The organism is Terribacillus saccharophilus (assembly GCF_000725365.1).
Taxonomy (GTDB): Bacteria; Bacillota; Bacilli; order Bacillales; family Amphibacillaceae; genus Terribacillus; species Terribacillus saccharophilus.
The window spans coordinates 1,057,926-1,075,399 of sequence record NZ_CP008876.1 but is presented as its reverse complement, the minus strand read 5'-3'; the positions used below and the strand labels follow the sequence as shown (position 1 = coordinate 1,075,399).

The window sequence follows — 17,474 nt, the reverse complement described above, 5'->3', positions numbered from 1 at the left end:
CCTTAGTCCTCCTTCGCCTCGTCCATTGCTTTTCGTTTATAATGAAGATACCGTTCGTACGCCCTGTCAGTAGCAGTAACTAGCTTAATGCGGTAGTCTTTTTCGTTATCCAAGTAATCTGTCAGCTTCTTATCAAGTCTTTCCTGTGCTGGAATGAAGTCATTACTAGGAATAGCATCTTCCGCCATACATGGTGTGCTTCCTTTATAGGATGAAAAATATGACTCCGCTTCACTGACCAGCTTGTCGTGTTCTGCCTTTGCATCCTCAAGCTTATGGTACAGCTTCAAGTACTCATCTCGTTTCTTTTCCGTATCTGTCTTAAACCATAAAATCGACATGTTTCCACTCCTTTCTTAGCATAAGGAAGTTGAAGTTAAATCTTATTCTGTGATTTTCACTTTCACATGCTGATGATCCATGGCTACATAGCATTCGTACGGTCCAGGATATTTTTCCTGGCGGATAAACGGCTGCTTGAAAATATCCTGATCGCCTAAGCGCATTCCGACGAGACCAAAGATGGCTTGGCTGCGAAGGTATTTTGGTACTTGCTCATAGCTCATGCCAAGATAGTTGTAGTCACTGCAGATGATAAAGTGAATGCCGGTTTTGCCGCCTCTTTCCATCATGAGGGTCGCTTCTTCGAGCGTTAGTCCAGCGCGTTCGGTGAAGTCCTGCAGGTCTGTAATTAGGACGATCCATTTAGATTCCACTGTTCCTTCTACATTTCGTTGTTTAATTTCATTGATAATTTCATTTTTGATTGCGGCTATTCCAATACTTTCGGATACATATGCCTGCATATCTTCCCCAATGTTTTCCAAATCCTTATCAGCTGTATCTATTAGAATCGTTTGATACACTTCTTTCAGTAAACTAACGTTCTTAGCGACAGATCTGATCATACGATCTAATCCATCTTTCCGATCGCTGATGACTGTCATGTGATCATATTGCTCTGGATTATAGGCAACAGGCAAGACCTCTTCAAAATCAAGTCCAAGCGGTACTTTCTTCTCTTCCAATATCCGTTTGGTACGGCGCTGTTCCTTGAATTCTAAGAAGTCCACAACACCTTCTGGCATCATCGGGATAGCATCAGGATAATCACCATCCCACACTTCGTTCATGTCTTTAGCTAAATCTTGAATCCGATCAAGAATCTCCAATGCTTCTTCTCCGTGTTCAGGCAGCATGGTCTGGAATAATGCTGGTTCCTCCATTTTCACAAGGCCTCGACCTGCGATTTCTTCAATTTCAATGTCAGTGCGCCCCACGATTGATCTTGCTTCGTTGGACTCGATCAGATACAAAGCGATTTGTGTCTTTATATTTGAGAGTAAAGGCATGCGCATAGCACTTTGGCGGCCGGCACTGATAATCAGATGAATACCGATGCTGGCACCTTCTCGGGCAATTTGTGTGATAACTTTCTCGAAATCATCACCAAAATCACTGTCTCTGACAGACTCATAGTTATCGATCACAATACAGATATTCGGCACGGTCTCTCCGCTTGCCTTTTCAAACAAGCCTATGTTCGCCACGCTGTATTGGCTCAGCTTTTGTTTACGCAGCTTCATGACTCCAGTTAGCATCCGGATTAATTTGCCTACTTTCTCGACTTGATCGACGAGGAATGTATCCGCAACATGCGGCAGACTCTTCAGTGGCAGCAATCCATTCGTACCAAAGTCAAGCAAGTACACATGAAGATGTTCCGGATTATGCTGTCTAACCAAATCCATGACAACTGTCTGCAAGAATGTTGACTTCCCGTATCCAGGACTTGCAAATACAGCGATATGTCCATCTTTTGATAAGTTCAGTGTAAGAGGAATCTGCTGCTGCATTTCTGGCTGATCGAGTAAACCAATCACCAGCTCCAAAGGTTTTTTCGGTTCTTTCCATGCGTCGCGGAATACCACTGGGTGAAGTTCCGGTCCGAATATTTTCTCTGGAAGAGGCGGTAGCCATGGGCGTGCTAACGGCTCTATCTGCTGCTGCTCCGTGTAATCAGCAATATGATCAATAACAGCATCGAGCTCTGATGGAATTTTTTCGATAGACTCTTTCTGCTCCAGTCCGCTTAAATCTTCTGTCAGGATATCGTATTGACCAAGGTCATTGATGCTATAAATTGTAAGATCCACATGGTCTTCATCATTTTTATCTGGAATATAGTCCGCTCCGCTCCATGCACTTTGGAACAGTTCATAGATTTCATTGTTACCAACCTGCAAATAAGAGCGACCCGGCAGTGTAATTTCCGCTGCATCTGGTGTTTTGATAATTTCATTCGAATCGCTTGCATTTTGTACTTTCAATGCCAACTTAAACTTGGAGTTGGACCAAATTTGATCATCGACTACACCACTTGGTTTCTGCGTCGCAAGAATTAAGTGGATCCCTAAGGAACGTCCGATACGTGCTGTAGAAACAAGTTCTTTCATGAAATCAGGTTGTTCGGATTTCAATTCGGCGAACTCATCCGAAATAAGGAATAAATGCGGCATCGGTTCAGCTGCTTTTCCTTGTTTAAATAACTTCTGATACTGGTTAATATGATTCACATTATACTCTCCGAAGAGACGCTGTCTTTTCTGTAATTCTGCTTTTATAGAAGCCAAAGCACGCATTGATTGTGCACGATCCAGGTTGGTGATCGTTCCCATCAAATGCGGCAGTTTACGGAACAGATTCGCCATCCCGCCTCCTTTGTAATCAATCAGAAGGAAGGCGACTTCATACGGATGGAAGTTTACAGCAAGCGAAAGGATATAAGACTGGATGATTTCCGATTTACCAGATCCTGTCGTACCCGCTACCAATCCGTGCGGACCGTGTGCTTTCTCATGAAGGTTCAGCTGGACAATATCTTCTTTTCCTCGCAGCCCAAGCGGTACAGCGAGAGTCTTATAGGTCTCATTTGCACGCCAGCGTGCTTGAATCGCTAATTCTTCTACCTTTTCTACACCATACATCTCGAGGAAGGTAACTTGTTCTGGAATAGAATTTTTCAAGTTTTGAAGATGGTTTAACGGTGCCAATGCTCGTGAGACAGCTTCCTTATTGAAATCCTTTGGAAAATGATCTGGCTTGAAGGCTTTGTTTACTAGTTCTGCTTCTTCCAGAATGATTTTTCCGTCATTGCTATCACGAATATCGATTACTGTTTTTACATGCTCTGGTAATGCCCGCATCACATCTTGAACGAAGACGAGTGATACACCGTATTCACTTGGATCTTCATTGAAGAATTCCATAATCGTGTGATCCAGTATCAGCTTCTCATCGGTAATTAACACAACATAATGTGGTGAGAAATATAGCTTCTCATTTGAATTGCTTTTTTCATCAACTTGCAGCTTCCGCTCTTTTAGTACTTGATACAAACTGTGCAGGACCTGATCACGGGAACGATCATGGTAGATAAAGCCGCGAACATTGATGTCTCGCACACTTGCATGCGGCAGCCACCGCATCCAATCCCACTCTTTCTTTTCTTCTTCTGGAAAGATTGTAACGAATTGAAGATCATGATAGCTGTGGAATAAGGAAAGCTGCATCACTAACAGCTGAAGCTGTTCCAGTACAAGCTTTCTCTGCCCAATATAACCGACCGGTCCCTTCGTCAGTGATGTAATAACAGGAACATTATGCAATTCCTTGAACTGGTCGAGTAATTGTCTTGCTTCATCTACCAGATCATCTTGTTCCTGCGTGAATTCTTCCTCGTTGTAAGTAATTTCAAAGCTTGTATCCACTCTTCCTAGTCCTGTACGGAAGTTCAAAAAGTCATGGTGGTAAGCTGTTTTCTCATATATGCGAGCTTCCGTAGCAGCGGCCATTTCAGATATTTTCTCTACATCAGGATAGTGGTAATGCAGTGCATGTCGCTGTTCTTCACTTGCATGATAAAGTTCCTTTGTTTTTCGTTTCAGATATCGCTTATATGTTTCTTCTCTATGTTTCATATCAGCCTTATATTTGCGCACATTTTTCACATAAGACGTAATGGAAAAGATTACCGTAACTACAGTAGCAACTACCATTACAATAATGAAAATTCCGCGGGGCTGAATTAATGAAATAACGATTAAAGCTGCTATCATAACAAGGGGTGGTACGATATTCCTTGCCAATTGCTCACTCGGCTTACTTGGCTTACTGGCGGGTTTAGCAATAGTTCGTTTCTCCTCGGGCTCCCGGTAAATGATGCGCGGGGAACGATGATAATCCGGATATTCCCCGCCATATGGTTTTTCTTGGCCAATCAATTCCATTAAGGAGGATTCGAGATCTCCATTCGTTTGAATTTCAATAGTGTCGCCATATACTGTCAGCAAGACGCCATCTGCGAATAAGATATCTCCATCTTTCACCTGCACATCATCTTGGATTAGTTGGTAGTTATGGTAGACCTTTCCGCTGCGTAAATCTAAGTGAAAACCAGACACACCCGTTCCACGCAGAAGTACAAAATCGGCTTGCCAATGCTGTTTACTAATATCATTGTAATCCGCTGCACCGAATGTAACAGATTGTTGGCCAGCAATATCAAATACGTTGCACTTTTTTGCATCAACCAAATAGAGCTGCAGTTCTCCTATTTGTTTAGCAGCTCGAATTTCTTCCTGCTGATATGATAGTTTCTGTCCGTCCCATTCCAGCTCTATTGCAGTTGCCAGTCCGGCTATAGTCACCTGATTCCTGCGTCTATCCCCGATAATCACGGTCTGACCGGATTGTGCCGGCAAATGGCATTTATGAAGTTTATCTTTATATGCTACGAGCAGTGTTTTATGTGCCATCTATATTACGTCCTCTCTATGCACTCCATCCATCGCAGACAGACATCATTTCTCTTCTTTATTCTCATCGTTATTTTCTTCTTGTGCGTTCTGCTGTTCCTCTGATGCAGCTTCCTGATCAGGGGCTGCCTCTGTCTCTGATTCCTCACCGAGAGGATCTAAATTATATTCTTCTAGCATTTTATCCAGTTGATTTTGGAAATCTTCAACTTCTCTATCTCGATCCGTTCCAGATAGATCCGGATTGTTCTTTACTTGTTCAATCTTCTTGATCAAGCCATAGATAATCAACTGTGGATCGTCGATATATTTAGCTTTATCTAAGGAGGTATCCAATTCACCACGGCCATTGTAAATCCAATAAAGCAGATAATCCTGGTCACTTTTCAGTGTCACATTCTTTAAAATTGATTCTTTTTCTTCGTCAGATAAAGCTTCTACCTGAATATAGGAGTACGCCAATGTATATTTTGTCTGGCTAGGCATCTTCTCCGGATCTTCTTCTGCCAAAGTTGAAATGACGTCATTGTAATTATTCGCCAGGAACTCGCCGTGCGCTTCCAATTGCTTATCTTGGAAAGGGTCCTTAATCAGCGCTAAGTAAACAAGCGGTGCAGCCAGCAAAACACTAAGGATGATCATGATGATGGATAAACGTTTAAATAATCTAAAACGTTTCGTCGGTAAGAAGCTCATTGTCTTATCTGTTTTTTTCTGTTCTTTTGCATAGCTCTCTTGCAGGAATTGTCTTAAAGCTTCAATCGTTTCAAGCTTTTGGATTTTCTTCTCATAATCTGATTCATTTGCATTCTCAAGGGAGCCATGATAAAGCTGATCGAATGAATATTTCTTAGAGAACATGGCGATGCTCAAGCATTTATATTGTTTTAGGAATGTCTCTGACTGCATATCGAATGGGGGTACGATATCACGGACGCCGCGGTGGATCACTTGCGGCATCAGATTCTCATCAAAGACGAGATTGTCAGGATGAAGGAAAAACGTGATCCGGCTGGAAAGGAAGCGTTCAAGTTTGCCAACATTACTCAGAATGCGCAGTTTATCATCCTGACGCAGCTTTTGGATGTCAGACCACTTTTTATGATTGGGATTGATGTTGTAGATGAATGCTAAAGTATCTTCCTCTTCTTGTACCTCCATTGGCACAAACTGTTCGGAAGGTTGATCCATTAAATGCAGCTGCCGCATATCCTTAACCGTGGTTTGGGATTTGGGCATTGTTATCCGGATTGCTTGTTTGTCCTGCTGCAAGGTATATGTAGCGTTATCCAATTCTATTTTTCTCTCATTCATGTTTTGCTGGCTCCTTCACAATTAGCACACACGGCTCTATAAATTACAAGACTACTAGTACATCGCCGTCTGTGACTGGATAGTCTCTTAGATAGTCATCATCCGCCAGGACAAGATGCTTGGTCACAATCTTAATCGTGGAATGGATGTGGGTTGTTTCAATATGCAATGTATCCATCACGTGATGAAGCAGCTGCTTCACCGTTAGTTGGGTAGGAATACGCAAGTCATAGACAGATCCTTCTCCACTAACAGATTGCAGGTCCATCGTGACGTTAATATGTTTCGTATTGGCCATCGTGTTTCTCCTAGTCTAATAATTTTCGCATCATCATATATAATCCGATGCATAACGCAAGCGCAATCCCGATTAGGAAGTAAAGTACTCCGTTTCCAGAGTCCGTCTCAGTCTGATCTGTTTCCTTCTGACCACTGGCCGCTTCCGAGGTATAGTCTGCGGTAAATAATTTATCCTGGACTTCCTCTAATGGTGCTTGCTGGTTGATATCAAGTGTAAAAACACTATCTTGCAATGCTTCAACATCTTCCTTCTTCACTTCAGCTTTTTGCTGAATATCATCGGTTGTTTCGTCATTGAACAGTCCTGGGAAAACTTTTTCCTTCTCTGTTTCCCGGATATCTGCCCCAACATCTTTTTCCTTTTGTATTCGGTCGATTTGCATCTGGAGACTTCCGCGTTCATTTTCCTCAGAATTAACTTCTGCTGATACCTCTATAGGTAGAAGTATCAGCAGAATAATTGTGAATATGAACGCCAAATCAACCAGCTTCCGTTTGGTTGTCATCGGCATTATCTACTCCTTTATCCGATTGGCTAATGACCAATAGGTTGGCAAGGACACCAATAGCTGCTGCAATGACCAGTGCAAAGATCGCAACAACGTAGTTGACCGAGCCTTCTACAATACGAAGCATAAATGTTTCCATGTACTGCAGAGGAGAAAACTTCTCAATTGTCGGGAATGCTGTGCTTGCTGTCCCGATCGCATCTGTAAAGAACAGATACAAACTGAATATAGCCAACAAGATGAACATCCCAATCATTTTCATTTGTCTTAACAAGTATGTCGCTATCAACAGCATTGCCGTAATAAGGAGAGCCATGACAGCAGTCAATTGAAGCTTATTCAAATCGTCAATTGGCAAATAGTAGCTAGATACAATTCCAATGACAATACCTTCCAGCAGCCCGATACCGGCTGTAATGATTGTAATTGGTGCATGCTGTACCATTAGTGATGTATCAGACGCAAATTGATCATCCTGTTTACGTCTCATATGCAAAGTTGAGATGACATAAGCTGTGAAGAGAACGACAATGAAACTAATCAACACAAGATAATATGGCGTGAAGACTGTCTCGCTTTGAGCTGCAATCGTACCTTCATTGCTTGTTTGTACAGGATTGGAAAGGAAATCATATAGATTTTCGTTCTGCCTGTCACCAACTCGGCTATTTGCTAACACTTCCGTGAAATTCTCAGTGAAGTTCTGATCATCTGACAGCTTGTCTGTCAGATTGGAAGCAAGTGTTTCCGCATCGCTCACGAGCCCAGTACCGCTTTGTTCAATCTCTCTCGCTTGTGTATCAATGTTGTCAAATGTCTCATAAACTTGATCAGCTGTATTCGTATTGCTTTGTGCTTGCTCAGCTAATGATTGACTCGACATCAGAAGCGGCTGGAATTCACTGCCCAATGTTAGGACTGCCTCCTGTTCACCCTGTGCATTCGTCTGAATCTCTGTCTGTCCCTCAAGAAGTGCCAGCACTTGATCACGCCACGCAGTGACATCTTCCAATGTTTGATTCACATTGTCATTCAAGACAGCTGCTTGCTCTGTTGTTGCAGCAACTTGGCCAGTTAATGTATCAGCATCTGCAATAGCTTGCTGTACCCGCGACTGATAGTCACCGACTTGCTGTCGGAAAGCTTCTGCCGGTGTTTGAAGCTGTTCAGTAACGCTGCCGGTGATTTGGCCTGTCATGTAATCTGCTAGAAGATCCTTGATGTCTTTTTTGTTGAATAAGTAAAATAGGGAGTTATTAGTAGCCAAATCATTTAAGCTTGCAGAACCAAAATTATCTGGTAGTCCATGCAATCCGAAACCATAATAGCTCTCGTATAGTGAGCCAAGTTCTTGATAAGCAGAAATTGAGTTTGTCACTGTACGAATTAATGTCTCCGTCGTATTATCCAAATCCTCTATGGGCGTACTGATTCGATGCTGGATGATGTTGTCTTTGATATACAACTTCTCTGGTTCATCTTTTTCTTCGTCATCTTCATCTGGTTTGTCAGTGCCTGGCTGTTCCTCGGAATCACCTGGTTCTTCATCTTCACCAGGTTCACTTGGCTGACCTGTTCCTCCATCCCCTGGGTTTTCATCCTGATCATTTTCTGGCGGGGTTACTGGGGTTTCCGTCTCATCTTCATTAGGCTCGTTTCCTTCATCAGGAGAAGATTGATCATTCTCTCCATTTTTGGATGGTAAGTCTTCTACGGGTGTATCTTCTTCGGTGACAGCATCTTCTTCAGCTGACTGATTCCCGTTATTTTTGACTTGAATTGTTGCAAGAAGATTTCCATTTGTAGCCTTATAAGCCAAATCATCTGGTTTATCTACGTCTCCCAGGTCCTTCTGCTCCAGAGTCCAGCTCCAATTAATCGGCTTGTAAACATCGAAGCTTCCCTCGTCTTTCCGCAGGGTAAGATTCACTTTAAATTCGCCCTCACGGTTAGCTGGTAATTTCACTTCCCCGTTCTTTATTGCATCAGTAAATCCTTGTTCCGCTTCACCTGGTAGCTGAATCCCCAGATGTTTAATAGTGAAACCTTCTGGAACTTGCAGTCGAAATAACTGGCCTTCTTTTTTATTTTCTGGAATGTTTACAGTATCTGTTAACTGAATACCTTCTCGAAGCTTCTCATTCAATCTGTCAAACTCATCTTTCAAGATTGTAGACGGGTTCCGATCAATACTCACACCCTTATTTTCCCGATATTTTTCTGTCATTCGAATGACATTAGTAATCTCATTTACAGTACTATCCGGCAAGCCCACACCTTGAAAATCTTCTGTGTTCAAAGAAGGCAGCTCACCAATAGCACGGTTGATTCTGTTTCGAGCAACTTGATTAGGATCTTCAAACAGCTTATTGATATTCAACATCTGATCTTCATCAAGTTCTTCTTCAATCGTACTCCTGATTCTCTCTCCAACCTTAGCCCTGAATTGCTCATTGCTTTCCGTAAGATAAGCGTCAATATCCTGCTGAAGGGCTGCAACTCTTTCAGAGGAATCCTGCAGCTGCTGCTGTAGAGATACAGAGCCACTATAGATATTCGTCGTATTCAAGGAAGTTGCAGGACGAGCCATAACCGTATCAACAACACCTTGCTGACTTGCTGCGAATTGACGGTTAATTGCCTCATTCGTTGCAGCTAGCTGATCTAGACGCTGGTCCACTTCCCCTGCCGTCAAACCTTGACTGAATTGGTTCATTTGATCCTGGAAGTTTACTAGATCTGTATTATTTGTTTCTTTTAAATTCATCACATCGTCCAGATTGCTGACGAAGCCTTCTCCAAGCTGAGTTTCATCAACAAGCTGTTCTTCATATGATGCCAAAAGCTCACCGAAACTTGTAAAGCTATCCTTAGACACTTCTGTATTTTCTCTTACCATACCGAATTGATCAGTGTAGCCAGATAATGGCTGGAACACATTTGAGTTATAAGAATTCGTATATGCCGCTTGACGGTTGACCATCTGACCGATGCTATCCTGTGCATTCTGCAGATTTCCAATGATGCTGGCAAAATACACATCGATAACTCTTCTGTTAAAATCATTCAGGATATCACTTGCTGTTTTCTCCGCCTCTTCTTTTAAACGAGGATTTTCGGATGCATTTATCTTGTACTGAAGCACTACTTGTTCAGGTGCCTCTGCTGTTATATTGAGCGATTTCTCCGAAAAGTCGTTGGGAATTACGATCATCATATCGTATGTATTATTCTTCAAGCCGCTTTCCGCAACTCCCCGACTTACGACGAACCACTCGTGATTTTCATTCTCACTAACCGAGCTGACAAAGGCATCACCGAAGGCTAAATCAGTACCATTAAAAGTAGAGCCTTGGTCTTCATTGACAAGTGCAACCGACATATTTTGTGTTTTCGGCTGTTCCGCTGTCTTCGTCGTTTCCTGATGCAAGGTTAAGTAAGATAAACCAGACGCTAACAGTACGATAAGTACTAAAAATAAAATCCATCTTTTATCAAACTTTTTCAATGTATTATCAACTCCTGGTGTCTCCAGTTTATAGATTATGTGTTGTAAGGATTAAAAGAATATGCATGGCAAAAGCACATATTTTTTTACAGTAATTGGGCTACATAACGCATGCGTCATGCAGCCCACCCTGTCGTTTCATGCGACGGTCAAACAGCAGCCAAAAGGGTGCTTATCTGAATCCGAAGTTTTGTGATAGTGCTTGGTCTTGATCTTGTACTGCTTGAGCTGTTTTCTCAAGCTGTAGTTGGATATCAAGCATAAGCTGAGAGAACTCCTGAACTTTAGGTTGCAGCTGTATGAATTGTTCATCAAAGCGATCGAAAGCTCTACCTTCCCACTCTGAACGAAGTTGTACTTGTAAAGCATTAAGATCGCTTAGAATTGAGTCGATCTGTTCAGAACTATTACGATATCTCTTTGCGTGGCTTTGTAACTGCTCCGGGGTCATGCGAATTTGTCCCGACATTTGCTCAGCTCCTCATTTAATTGATTTACAGAAGGTTGTAACGATTCCAATAAATGTATACCCAATACCTTCTAAAATAAATCCTAAAGAAAGGAAAAATTAAAGTCAACGGAGTATGAAACGATTTCCAGAAATTAAGCGTTAAGTCCCGAAATCCAATAGGCTTATATCCCGGTTTATGAAAAGAAATAATTTAGTACCATTATAAAAGTCTTATAAACTGGTAATTTGAGGTATTGTGTAAAATTGGCCCGAATTATAGACTGAAAGGATTTTACAATTATTTAACACAAATAATGCAAGTGCATACCAATTACAAATAAATAAAAAAGAGCATGTGTCTCCACATGCTCCTGCTTTTAAGCGATTAATTTTAAGCCAACAGCCGAAGCCAGTATCATCGCAATACAAACAAGTCTCTTCCAATCTTTCGATTCCTGGAAGAAAAGCATCCCGACGATAGCTCCTCCGGCAGTTCCTATACCAGTCCAAATAGCATAAGCAGTCCCCATAGGAAGGTACGACATGCTATAGGATAAGCAGCCAAAGCTTCCCGCGAATCCGAGAATGAATATGCTGATGTTCTTGAAGCTAGGCTTTTCATTAAGTTTGTTGATCATTGTCACACCAAGCACTTCAAACATGCCTGCGATGATAAGCACAATCCAAGCCATCAAGCACCCTCCTCCGTCTGTTTGTCTCCCGTTACGAGCTTAAGACCAATAACACCTAATAAAAGAACGGCAATCAATGCGACCTTTGCTAGTTTGAAAGGTTCACCGAAAAATAACATATCCACAATAACGGTACCCGTCGATCCGATACCGACGAATACCGCATATACGGTTCCGACAGGCATATGCTTGCTTGCCTGCAGCATTAAATAAAAGCTAAGCAAAATACATATGATCGTACCTGCCCATTCAAGTGTGTTATTCGCGTGCTTTAGCCCGATAACCCATAAAACTTCAATCAGACCGGCCAGCACGACGCTAAGCCACTGTTTTGTCATGATTATTTCCTCCAATCAAAAAAGCCTGGGAGATAGAAATCTCCCAGGCTTTTATCCTTCCGTGTCACAGCAATGCTGTGCGTTTTCTCTCGGACCAGACCAGTGTAAACTGCGGAACCCTAGAAAACTATCTGCCATATTCATCTGGTCATTATAAAGGAGATGAAAGCATAGTGCAAGCAATTGTGAGACAAAGTATTTATACTAACTAAGTCAGGAGGAATTACGATGCAATCTTTTAAAACACTATTTCAACAGCGAATCAATATGGACAGCGAAGTGACCTTTGTTACACTGCCTATGCTATTACAACATTTCGCTCAGGCCATTCCATTTGAAAACCTGCGAATTATCGATAAAAATGAGAGCCTTTTATCAAAAGAAGGTCTGCAGGAAAAAATTCTAATCCGCAGCGAAGGCGGCGTTTGTTATGAACTTAATACACTTCTTTATCATTTCTTAGAAGAATGTGGATTCGATGTCACCTTATTATCTGCCCGTATTTACGATCAGCAGGCGAATGACTGGAGCGTTACTGGTGATACCCATGTTACTATCCTTTTGAAGCATCATGGGGACGAATATATTGTGGATGCCGGATTTGGAGCTAATATACCGCTTGCCCCCCTACCTTTATCAGGAGAAGTTATGACAACTGATAACGGCCAATTCCGCATAAAGCCTGCTGAGAAAGGTTATATGCTGGAATTAAAATTAGCAGGCAGAGACAACGATTGGCGTACAGGATATAGTTTTACGGAAAATAACCGGATAACTAACGTAACCGAACTGGAACAAATGCAGCTGATTATCGAGACACATTCTGCTTCTCCTTTTAATAAGTCTCCACTGCTTACCAAAAGGACTGCAGATGGACTTTACATTCTAACTCCTTCTTCTTTTACGAAATGGCACAACGATGTCCCTGTAAAGCAAGCGATTGACGAGGAAGAATATAAAATGTTATTACAAACTAAATTTGAAATGCAGGGGCCGCAATAAATGCGGCCTCTTTTATATGGGAGTCCGGAAAGACTGCAGAGATTCTAATTATGGCCGCTCTCTCGTACTATCTGCTCTTCATGATGTAAATAAAAATGGCTTCCGAGAATTTCTCATCTCCGAAGCAGGACCAATCGAATTTTATGAACGAATATTCCCATTAAAACTATACACAAAAGAAAAGGGATGACCATCATGGTCATCCCTTTCAATTAATTTAATTTCTCACCTTGATAAACATCCGCTGCTAGTGGCGCACTAAGCATTTCCTTAGCAGATGCAATGAATTTTTGGAAGTGGCTGCTTGTATTATGTGCTTGAACAGCCTCCATGTCCTTCCAATTTTCCACCATTACAAAGCTGTTAGCATCTTTTGGATCTTGGAATAGGTCGTAGCTGTTATTACCTGATTCAGCTCGGCTTCCGTCCATAACTGCTTCGATTTCTTGAAGAAATTCTTCTCTTTTCTCTGGTTTAACTGTCATTCTAGCGTGGATAATAATCATAGTTTATCTCTCCTTATTTCCATTCTGTAATTTGTTCTACCGGCATCCGGTAGGATTTGTAGCCTGCATCTGCTGCTTTCCCGATAGAAAGCAGCATGACTGGAACATAACGGTCTTTATCCAAATCGAATGCTTCTGCAATTTGATCTTTCTCAAATCCGCCAATCGGATTTGTATCATAACCATATGCCTTCGCAGTTAGCATCATCTGCATGGATACTAAACCGCCATCGATCAAGATTGTTTCTCGGTTCCCTTGTTCTGAAATTCCGGAAAGCAATTTGCGGATAGAAACAACTTGCTGATCTTTGACTTCCTGCGGCATTAGACCATTCTCTACCGCTTTTCCATAGATTTCTTCCAGATAATCAAGATTATTCATATCAGCAAAAACAGCGATTACTGCAGAAGAAGTTTTCACTTGCTGCTGATTGAATCTAGCAAGCGGTGCAAGCTTAGCTTTAGCTTCCGGACTTTCAATAACAACAAATCGCCACGGCTGCAAATTGACGGAAGATGGCGCCTTTGTTGCTGCTGACAGCATTTCGCTCATTTCTTCCTTGCTGATTTTTACGTTTTCATCATACGTACGGATGGAACGGCGATCCTGAACGATTTGCAGGAACGCTTCTTTATTATATAGTGGTGTTTCGTTCATATGTCTTCTCCTCCTAGCTCAATCTTCGTGACGCGAGAGACATTTTCACTGACTTTGCTCAGCATTTGCAAGAATTGTTCTAACTCTGCTTCCGAAAAGCCAGCTAAAGTCTCTTTCACAAATTGGCTTTTCTCTTGATAGGATTGCTCGATATGACGCTTTGCTTCATCCTCCAGCTTCACCCAAGTAGCTCGCTGATCTTCTGCCTTCTTATAGCGTACAATCGTACCGGCAGCTTCAAGCTGTTTTAAATGTCTTGTAACAGCGGCAGCATCGATATTAACTTCTTTTTGCAATGCTGATTGAGTCACTTCCTCATGCTGTAGTAAATAATGGAGAATCTCCACACGAGAAGGACTGGCTCCTAAGCATGCCTCGAACTTAGAGCAGAGCTCTTTATTTACAGCCTGCAACTGTAGGAAAATCTGCAGTCGGACGGAACAAGCAGTCATCGGCATAACCTCTTTCTAATTAGTTGATACATCAATAGTTGATAGGTCAATAATATATCGAAGCAATTATATTGTCAATCCTCTTGCTCCAATAAAAAAAGAGCGGGGCTTCCCCCACTCTTATTGCGTCGTTTCTTTCCAGCTGCCGTCCATCACCATTTTACCTGGCCATGTGTATGCTGTTAGTCCTCCATCAACAATCAAGTCCTGACCTGTGATATAGGAGCTATCATCTGATACAAGGAACAAAACGGCCTTGGCAATTTCGTCCGGAGCCCCAAGCCGGCCCATCGGTGCAAGCCATTTATTTGATTCACGGAATGCTTTCCCCTGTTCTTCTTCTTTCGATCCTGACAACTCATCAATTAGAGGTGTTTCAATTGTACCTGGAGAAACAGAGTTTGCTCGGATTCCTTGTCTGCCATAATCAATGGCTGTTGCTTTTGTGAAGTTTATGATGCCACCTTTGGCTGCATTATAGCCAGATCTGTCGAGATCTGCGAAACTGCCGCTCATAGACGCATTGTTTACAATAGCGCCTTTCCCATTATCTAGCATAAGCGGAATAAGGAATTTGCTCATAAGGAATGTTCCACGCAAATCTGTCTTTTGGATGCTGTCGAATAATTCAATTGGATATTCATGTACTTTGCCGCCTTCCTGATCGATACCGGCATTATTAAAGAGCACATCTACTTTCCCATATGAATTCTTCACCTGATCAGCAAATTGCTTCACACTATCTTCGTCAGAAACATCTATCTCATAGGCTTCAGCTTTTCCTCCAGCCGATTGAATCGCTTCTACCAAATCTGTCATCTCGTCTTTCTTGATATCGGCTACTAGTACAGTAGCTCCTTCTTCTGCAAATAAAGATGCAGTTGCTCGTCCGATACCGGTAGCACCACCAGTCACGACTGTAATACGATTATCTAATTTCCCCAATGCTAACAACTCCTTCAGGTATGCTTCCCTAATGTTTTACCGGTCAAAGGTAATGTAAAACATACTTTTAGTGATAGCAGCAAGTATTGATGATCTTCAGTTTTTAGGTTTTCAGTTAGAAGCTAGGTCAAGCACAGTTAAAAATCACTTTTAAGTTCGTCAATATTAGTTAATGAATCCGAGCGTATTATCGGTAAAATACATGATTGCCAATTTGCTCCACGTGCTCTTGTGTTTCCGCTATCCAGTTTGTAGTAGCTGTTTCCGGATTCATAAACCAAACGATATCCTGCATGTTGTCTTTTTGTACCAATGCATCAGCCACAGCTTGTACCGTTTCATCCGTCGGTTCACTTTTCCAGATGACACCTGAGCCTACTGGCTGAAACTGACCCTTCTGCATAATCACATCATGGATAGTATCAGGGAACTCATCACTTTCGATACGATTAAGTACAACAGTGGCCACTGCCACCTTGCCTGGATAGTCTTCTCCACTCGTCTCCGCTTGAACCAATTTTTGGAGCAGCTCTATTTCCTCTGTTGTATATTGTTTTTGCTCGATTTTTGCTTTTGCCAAATCCATTGTTCGGTCATCTCTATCGGTTAAAACTATGGCGGCTGGCCCGTTTACCGAATGTGTATCTTTATCTGATAACATAGGCTGGGTTCTTTCATCCGCATAAACTCTTGCAGGGTAGACATTCTGTTTCAGATCCTTTAATGGCAGGTATAAAACCAGACATAGGTTACTGACAAAAAAGAAAGTCAATAAAAAAAGCGTAAGAAGTTTCTGCATAATCAAGTCCTTTTCTTCGTTATGTATGTGCATAATCAGTCCATAACGCTTATTACCCAGTCACCTTGTTTAACAAACATGAAGATGTCTTTAATAGAGTATGTTCCTGTCCGCAAAACTAGTCCTGCCAATGAGTTTCTAGCTTGGAAATCTTTTCTCTTTCGCCATGATACTTGCCCACCCTTCCCTAGACTGCTGTGCATACAGTAAAGGGACAGGAGGAATGATTATGAGCTACACGCACTATTCGCATCCATATGGACAAACAACTTATACGACAGACTATAGAACGAATCAAGAGGATCAGCGCTTCGGATTCGCTTTTATACCATTCATCGGCGGACTTGCTGGAGGTCTTCTTGGCAGCGCACTAATTAGCGGACCTGGATATGGTTATAAATATGGATATAACGCTCCTTACCCGGTGCCTTATCCTGTTCCTTATCCATATCCGACACCTTATCCTTACAACAACTATTACTATCCTACTCAACAGCGTTGAAAATAGAGGGACAGCTTGACTGTCCTTACATAATTACCGCCAGGAGTGCCACACTATCGGCAGGAGGTGGGATAGATGCAGAAACAGGATAAATCGAATCAGCGTGATGAATCCGCAGAAGCGATTGGTTTGGATCAGGATGAGCAAGTAATGAATGGTGATTACGGACATCCAGAGACTGAATATGAAAACAACGCCCACAAGCAAAAGAAAACACAGCTTTAAAAGCTGTGTTTTCTTATATTAGATAAATTTGGAAGCTATATAAGTCACGACGAACCATACTGCCAGAGCAATGACAATCCCTAGCATGAACCCTTTAATAAATGTAGACCGACTGCGCACCTGCCTGCACCTCTTTTGCTTTTTAACAATAGTCTTTACTTAGCATCCGCTTTTTATAAGTGCGCAGTTCTTTCTTATTTCTTAGCGACAGTATCAGTCTTAGCGCCTTGCTTAGCCGTCTGCTGCTGTTTTTGGTAGTCTTCCCGGAACTTGTCCCTCGCAGCGGAAAAGATGCAGAGCATACCCAACCCTCCCATATTCTTGATACTTCTGTTTTGCCAAGTTGACTGCATGTTAAAACTTCTTTTTTACAAAAATTTCATCTAAGGAGTAATTTTTTATTTGCCGGCCTCGTTGCGGAGAACAGCTACTATGAATTCAACGTTCCGCCAGATG

17 protein-coding genes and 1 riboswitch are annotated in these 17,474 nt (G+C 42.0%); of the genes, 3 read left to right on the top strand and 14 right to left on the bottom strand.

Annotated features, from left to right (window positions below; translation table 11 throughout):
* Positions 1–2: 2 nt before the first annotated feature.
* The 9 genes from GZ22_RS05495 to GZ22_RS05455 form a co-directional block, all read right to left on the bottom strand.
* Complete coding sequence (locus GZ22_RS05495) at positions 3–341, bottom strand: hypothetical protein (protein ID WP_051748071.1); 339 nt, start codon at positions 339–341, stop codon at positions 3–5.
* 42 nt (positions 342–383) lie between these two features.
* Positions 384–4,817, bottom strand: a complete 4,434-nt coding sequence (gene essC, locus GZ22_RS05490) for a type VII secretion protein EssC (RefSeq protein WP_038559630.1) — start codon at positions 4,815–4,817, stop codon at positions 384–386.
* Positions 4,818–4,862: 45 nt separating this feature from the next.
* Positions 4,863–6,131 (bottom strand): type VII secretion protein EssB, encoded by a 1,269-nt coding sequence (essB, locus tag GZ22_RS05485; protein ID WP_038559627.1) that lies wholly within the window; start codon positions 6,129–6,131, stop codon positions 4,863–4,865.
* Between the two features lie 43 nt (positions 6,132–6,174).
* Positions 6,175–6,429: an EsaB/YukD family protein gene (locus GZ22_RS05480; RefSeq protein WP_038559624.1), complete on the bottom strand. Its 255-nt coding sequence runs from the start codon at positions 6,427–6,429 to the stop codon at positions 6,175–6,177.
* A gap of 10 nt (positions 6,430–6,439) precedes the next feature.
* Positions 6,440–6,937 (bottom strand): type VII secretion protein EssA, encoded by a 498-nt coding sequence (gene essA, locus GZ22_RS05475; RefSeq protein WP_038565697.1) that lies wholly within the window; start codon positions 6,935–6,937, stop codon positions 6,440–6,442.
* The gene (esaA, locus tag GZ22_RS05470; protein ID WP_038559621.1) at positions 6,912–10,448 is read right to left on the bottom strand and encodes a type VII secretion protein EsaA; all 3,537 of its coding nucleotides are present in this window, start codon (positions 10,446–10,448) and stop codon (positions 6,912–6,914) included. Before esaA ends, essA begins: the two co-directional genes overlap by 26 nt.
* Before the next feature lie 172 nt (positions 10,449–10,620).
* Positions 10,621–10,917, bottom strand: coding sequence for a WXG100 family type VII secretion target (locus tag GZ22_RS05465; RefSeq protein WP_038559619.1), 297 nt, complete (start codon positions 10,915–10,917; stop codon positions 10,621–10,623).
* A 359-nt stretch (positions 10,918–11,276) separates the two neighbouring features.
* Complete coding sequence (locus GZ22_RS05460) at positions 11,277–11,591, bottom strand: DMT family transporter (RefSeq protein WP_038559616.1); 315 nt, start codon at positions 11,589–11,591, stop codon at positions 11,277–11,279.
* Positions 11,591–11,929: a DMT family transporter gene (locus tag GZ22_RS05455; RefSeq protein WP_038559613.1), complete on the bottom strand. Its 339-nt coding sequence runs from the start codon at positions 11,927–11,929 to the stop codon at positions 11,591–11,593. The genes GZ22_RS05460 and GZ22_RS05455 overlap by 1 nt, the downstream gene beginning before the upstream one ends.
* Before the next feature lie 38 nt (positions 11,930–11,967).
* Positions 11,968–12,063: riboswitch (guanidine-I (ykkC/yxkD leader) on the bottom strand.
* Between the two features lie 94 nt (positions 12,064–12,157).
* Between GZ22_RS05455 and GZ22_RS05450 the strand changes: the two genes are divergently transcribed.
* On the top strand, positions 12,158–12,931 hold the full coding sequence (locus GZ22_RS05450) for an arylamine N-acetyltransferase family protein (protein ID WP_038559610.1): 774 nt from the start codon (positions 12,158–12,160) through the stop codon (positions 12,929–12,931).
* Positions 12,932–13,143: 212 nt separating this feature from the next.
* Here GZ22_RS05450 and GZ22_RS05445 read toward each other — a convergent pair whose 3' ends face one another.
* The 5 genes from GZ22_RS05445 to GZ22_RS17985 form a co-directional block, all read right to left on the bottom strand.
* Positions 13,144–13,437, bottom strand: a complete 294-nt coding sequence (locus tag GZ22_RS05445) for a putative quinol monooxygenase (RefSeq protein WP_038559607.1) — start codon at positions 13,435–13,437, stop codon at positions 13,144–13,146.
* Between the two features lie 13 nt (positions 13,438–13,450).
* A complete protein-coding gene (locus tag GZ22_RS05440) occupies positions 13,451–14,095 on the bottom strand; it encodes a nitroreductase family protein (RefSeq protein ID WP_038559604.1) in 645 nt (214 codons plus the stop codon).
* Entirely contained in the window at positions 14,092–14,547 is a 456-nt protein-coding gene (locus GZ22_RS05435) for a MarR family winged helix-turn-helix transcriptional regulator (protein ID WP_038559603.1), read from the bottom strand. Before GZ22_RS05435 ends, GZ22_RS05440 begins: the two co-directional genes overlap by 4 nt.
* Positions 14,548–14,667: 120 nt before the next feature.
* Positions 14,668–15,492 (bottom strand): SDR family oxidoreductase, encoded by an 825-nt coding sequence (locus tag GZ22_RS05430; protein ID WP_038559600.1) that lies wholly within the window; start codon positions 15,490–15,492, stop codon positions 14,668–14,670.
* Positions 15,493–15,679: 187 nt separating this feature from the next.
* Entirely contained in the window at positions 15,680–16,153 is a 474-nt protein-coding gene (locus GZ22_RS17985; RefSeq protein WP_164072042.1) for a cell wall hydrolase, read from the bottom strand.
* Between the two features lie 367 nt (positions 16,154–16,520).
* Here GZ22_RS17985 and GZ22_RS05420 point away from each other — a divergent pair, with 367 nt between their 5' ends.
* Together GZ22_RS05420 and GZ22_RS18375 are read left to right on the top strand one after the other, a co-directional pair.
* Positions 16,521–16,793, top strand: a complete 273-nt coding sequence (locus tag GZ22_RS05420; protein ID WP_051748068.1) for a hypothetical protein — start codon at positions 16,521–16,523, stop codon at positions 16,791–16,793.
* 75 nt (positions 16,794–16,868) lie between these two features.
* Entirely contained in the window at positions 16,869–17,018 is a 150-nt protein-coding gene (locus GZ22_RS18375) for a DUF4021 domain-containing protein (RefSeq protein ID WP_099046358.1), read from the top strand.
* The last annotated feature ends 456 nt before the right edge of the window (positions 17,019–17,474 follow it).

Coding starts and splice junctions, on each gene's coding strand:
- GZ22_RS05495 (WP_051748071.1), bottom strand. CDS start 341: ATGTCGATTTTATGGTTTAAGACAGATACGGAAAAGAAACGAGATGAG.
- essC (WP_038559630.1), bottom strand. CDS start 4,817: ATGGCACATAAAACACTGCTCGTAGCATATAAAGATAAACTTCATAAA.
- essB (WP_038559627.1), bottom strand. CDS start 6,131: ATGAATGAGAGAAAAATAGAATTGGATAACGCTACATATACCTTGCAG.
- GZ22_RS05480 (WP_038559624.1), bottom strand. CDS start 6,429: ATGGCCAATACGAAACATATTAACGTCACGATGGACCTGCAATCTGTT.
- essA (WP_038565697.1), bottom strand. CDS start 6,937: ATGACAACCAAACGGAAGCTGGTTGATTTGGCGTTCATATTCACAATT.
- GZ22_RS05465 (WP_038559619.1), bottom strand. CDS start 10,917: ATGTCGGGACAAATTCGCATGACCCCGGAGCAGTTACAAAGCCACGCA.
- GZ22_RS05460 (WP_038559616.1), bottom strand. CDS start 11,591: ATGGCTTGGATTGTGCTTATCATCGCAGGCATGTTTGAAGTGCTTGGT.
- GZ22_RS05455 (WP_038559613.1), bottom strand. CDS start 11,929: ATGACAAAACAGTGGCTTAGCGTCGTGCTGGCCGGTCTGATTGAAGTT.
- GZ22_RS05450 (WP_038559610.1), top strand. CDS start 12,158: ATGCAATCTTTTAAAACACTATTTCAACAGCGAATCAATATGGACAGC.
- GZ22_RS05445 (WP_038559607.1), bottom strand. CDS start 13,437: ATGATTATTATCCACGCTAGAATGACAGTTAAACCAGAGAAAAGAGAA.
- GZ22_RS05440 (WP_038559604.1), bottom strand. CDS start 14,095: ATGAACGAAACACCACTATATAATAAAGAAGCGTTCCTGCAAATCGTT.
- GZ22_RS05435 (WP_038559603.1), bottom strand. CDS start 14,547: ATGACTGCTTGTTCCGTCCGACTGCAGATTTTCCTACAGTTGCAGGCT.
- GZ22_RS17985 (WP_164072042.1), bottom strand. CDS start 16,153: ATGTTATCAGATAAAGATACACATTCGGTAAACGGGCCAGCCGCCATA.
- GZ22_RS05420 (WP_051748068.1), top strand. CDS start 16,521: ATGAGCTACACGCACTATTCGCATCCATATGGACAAACAACTTATACG.
- GZ22_RS18375 (WP_099046358.1), top strand. CDS start 16,869: ATGCAGAAACAGGATAAATCGAATCAGCGTGATGAATCCGCAGAAGCG.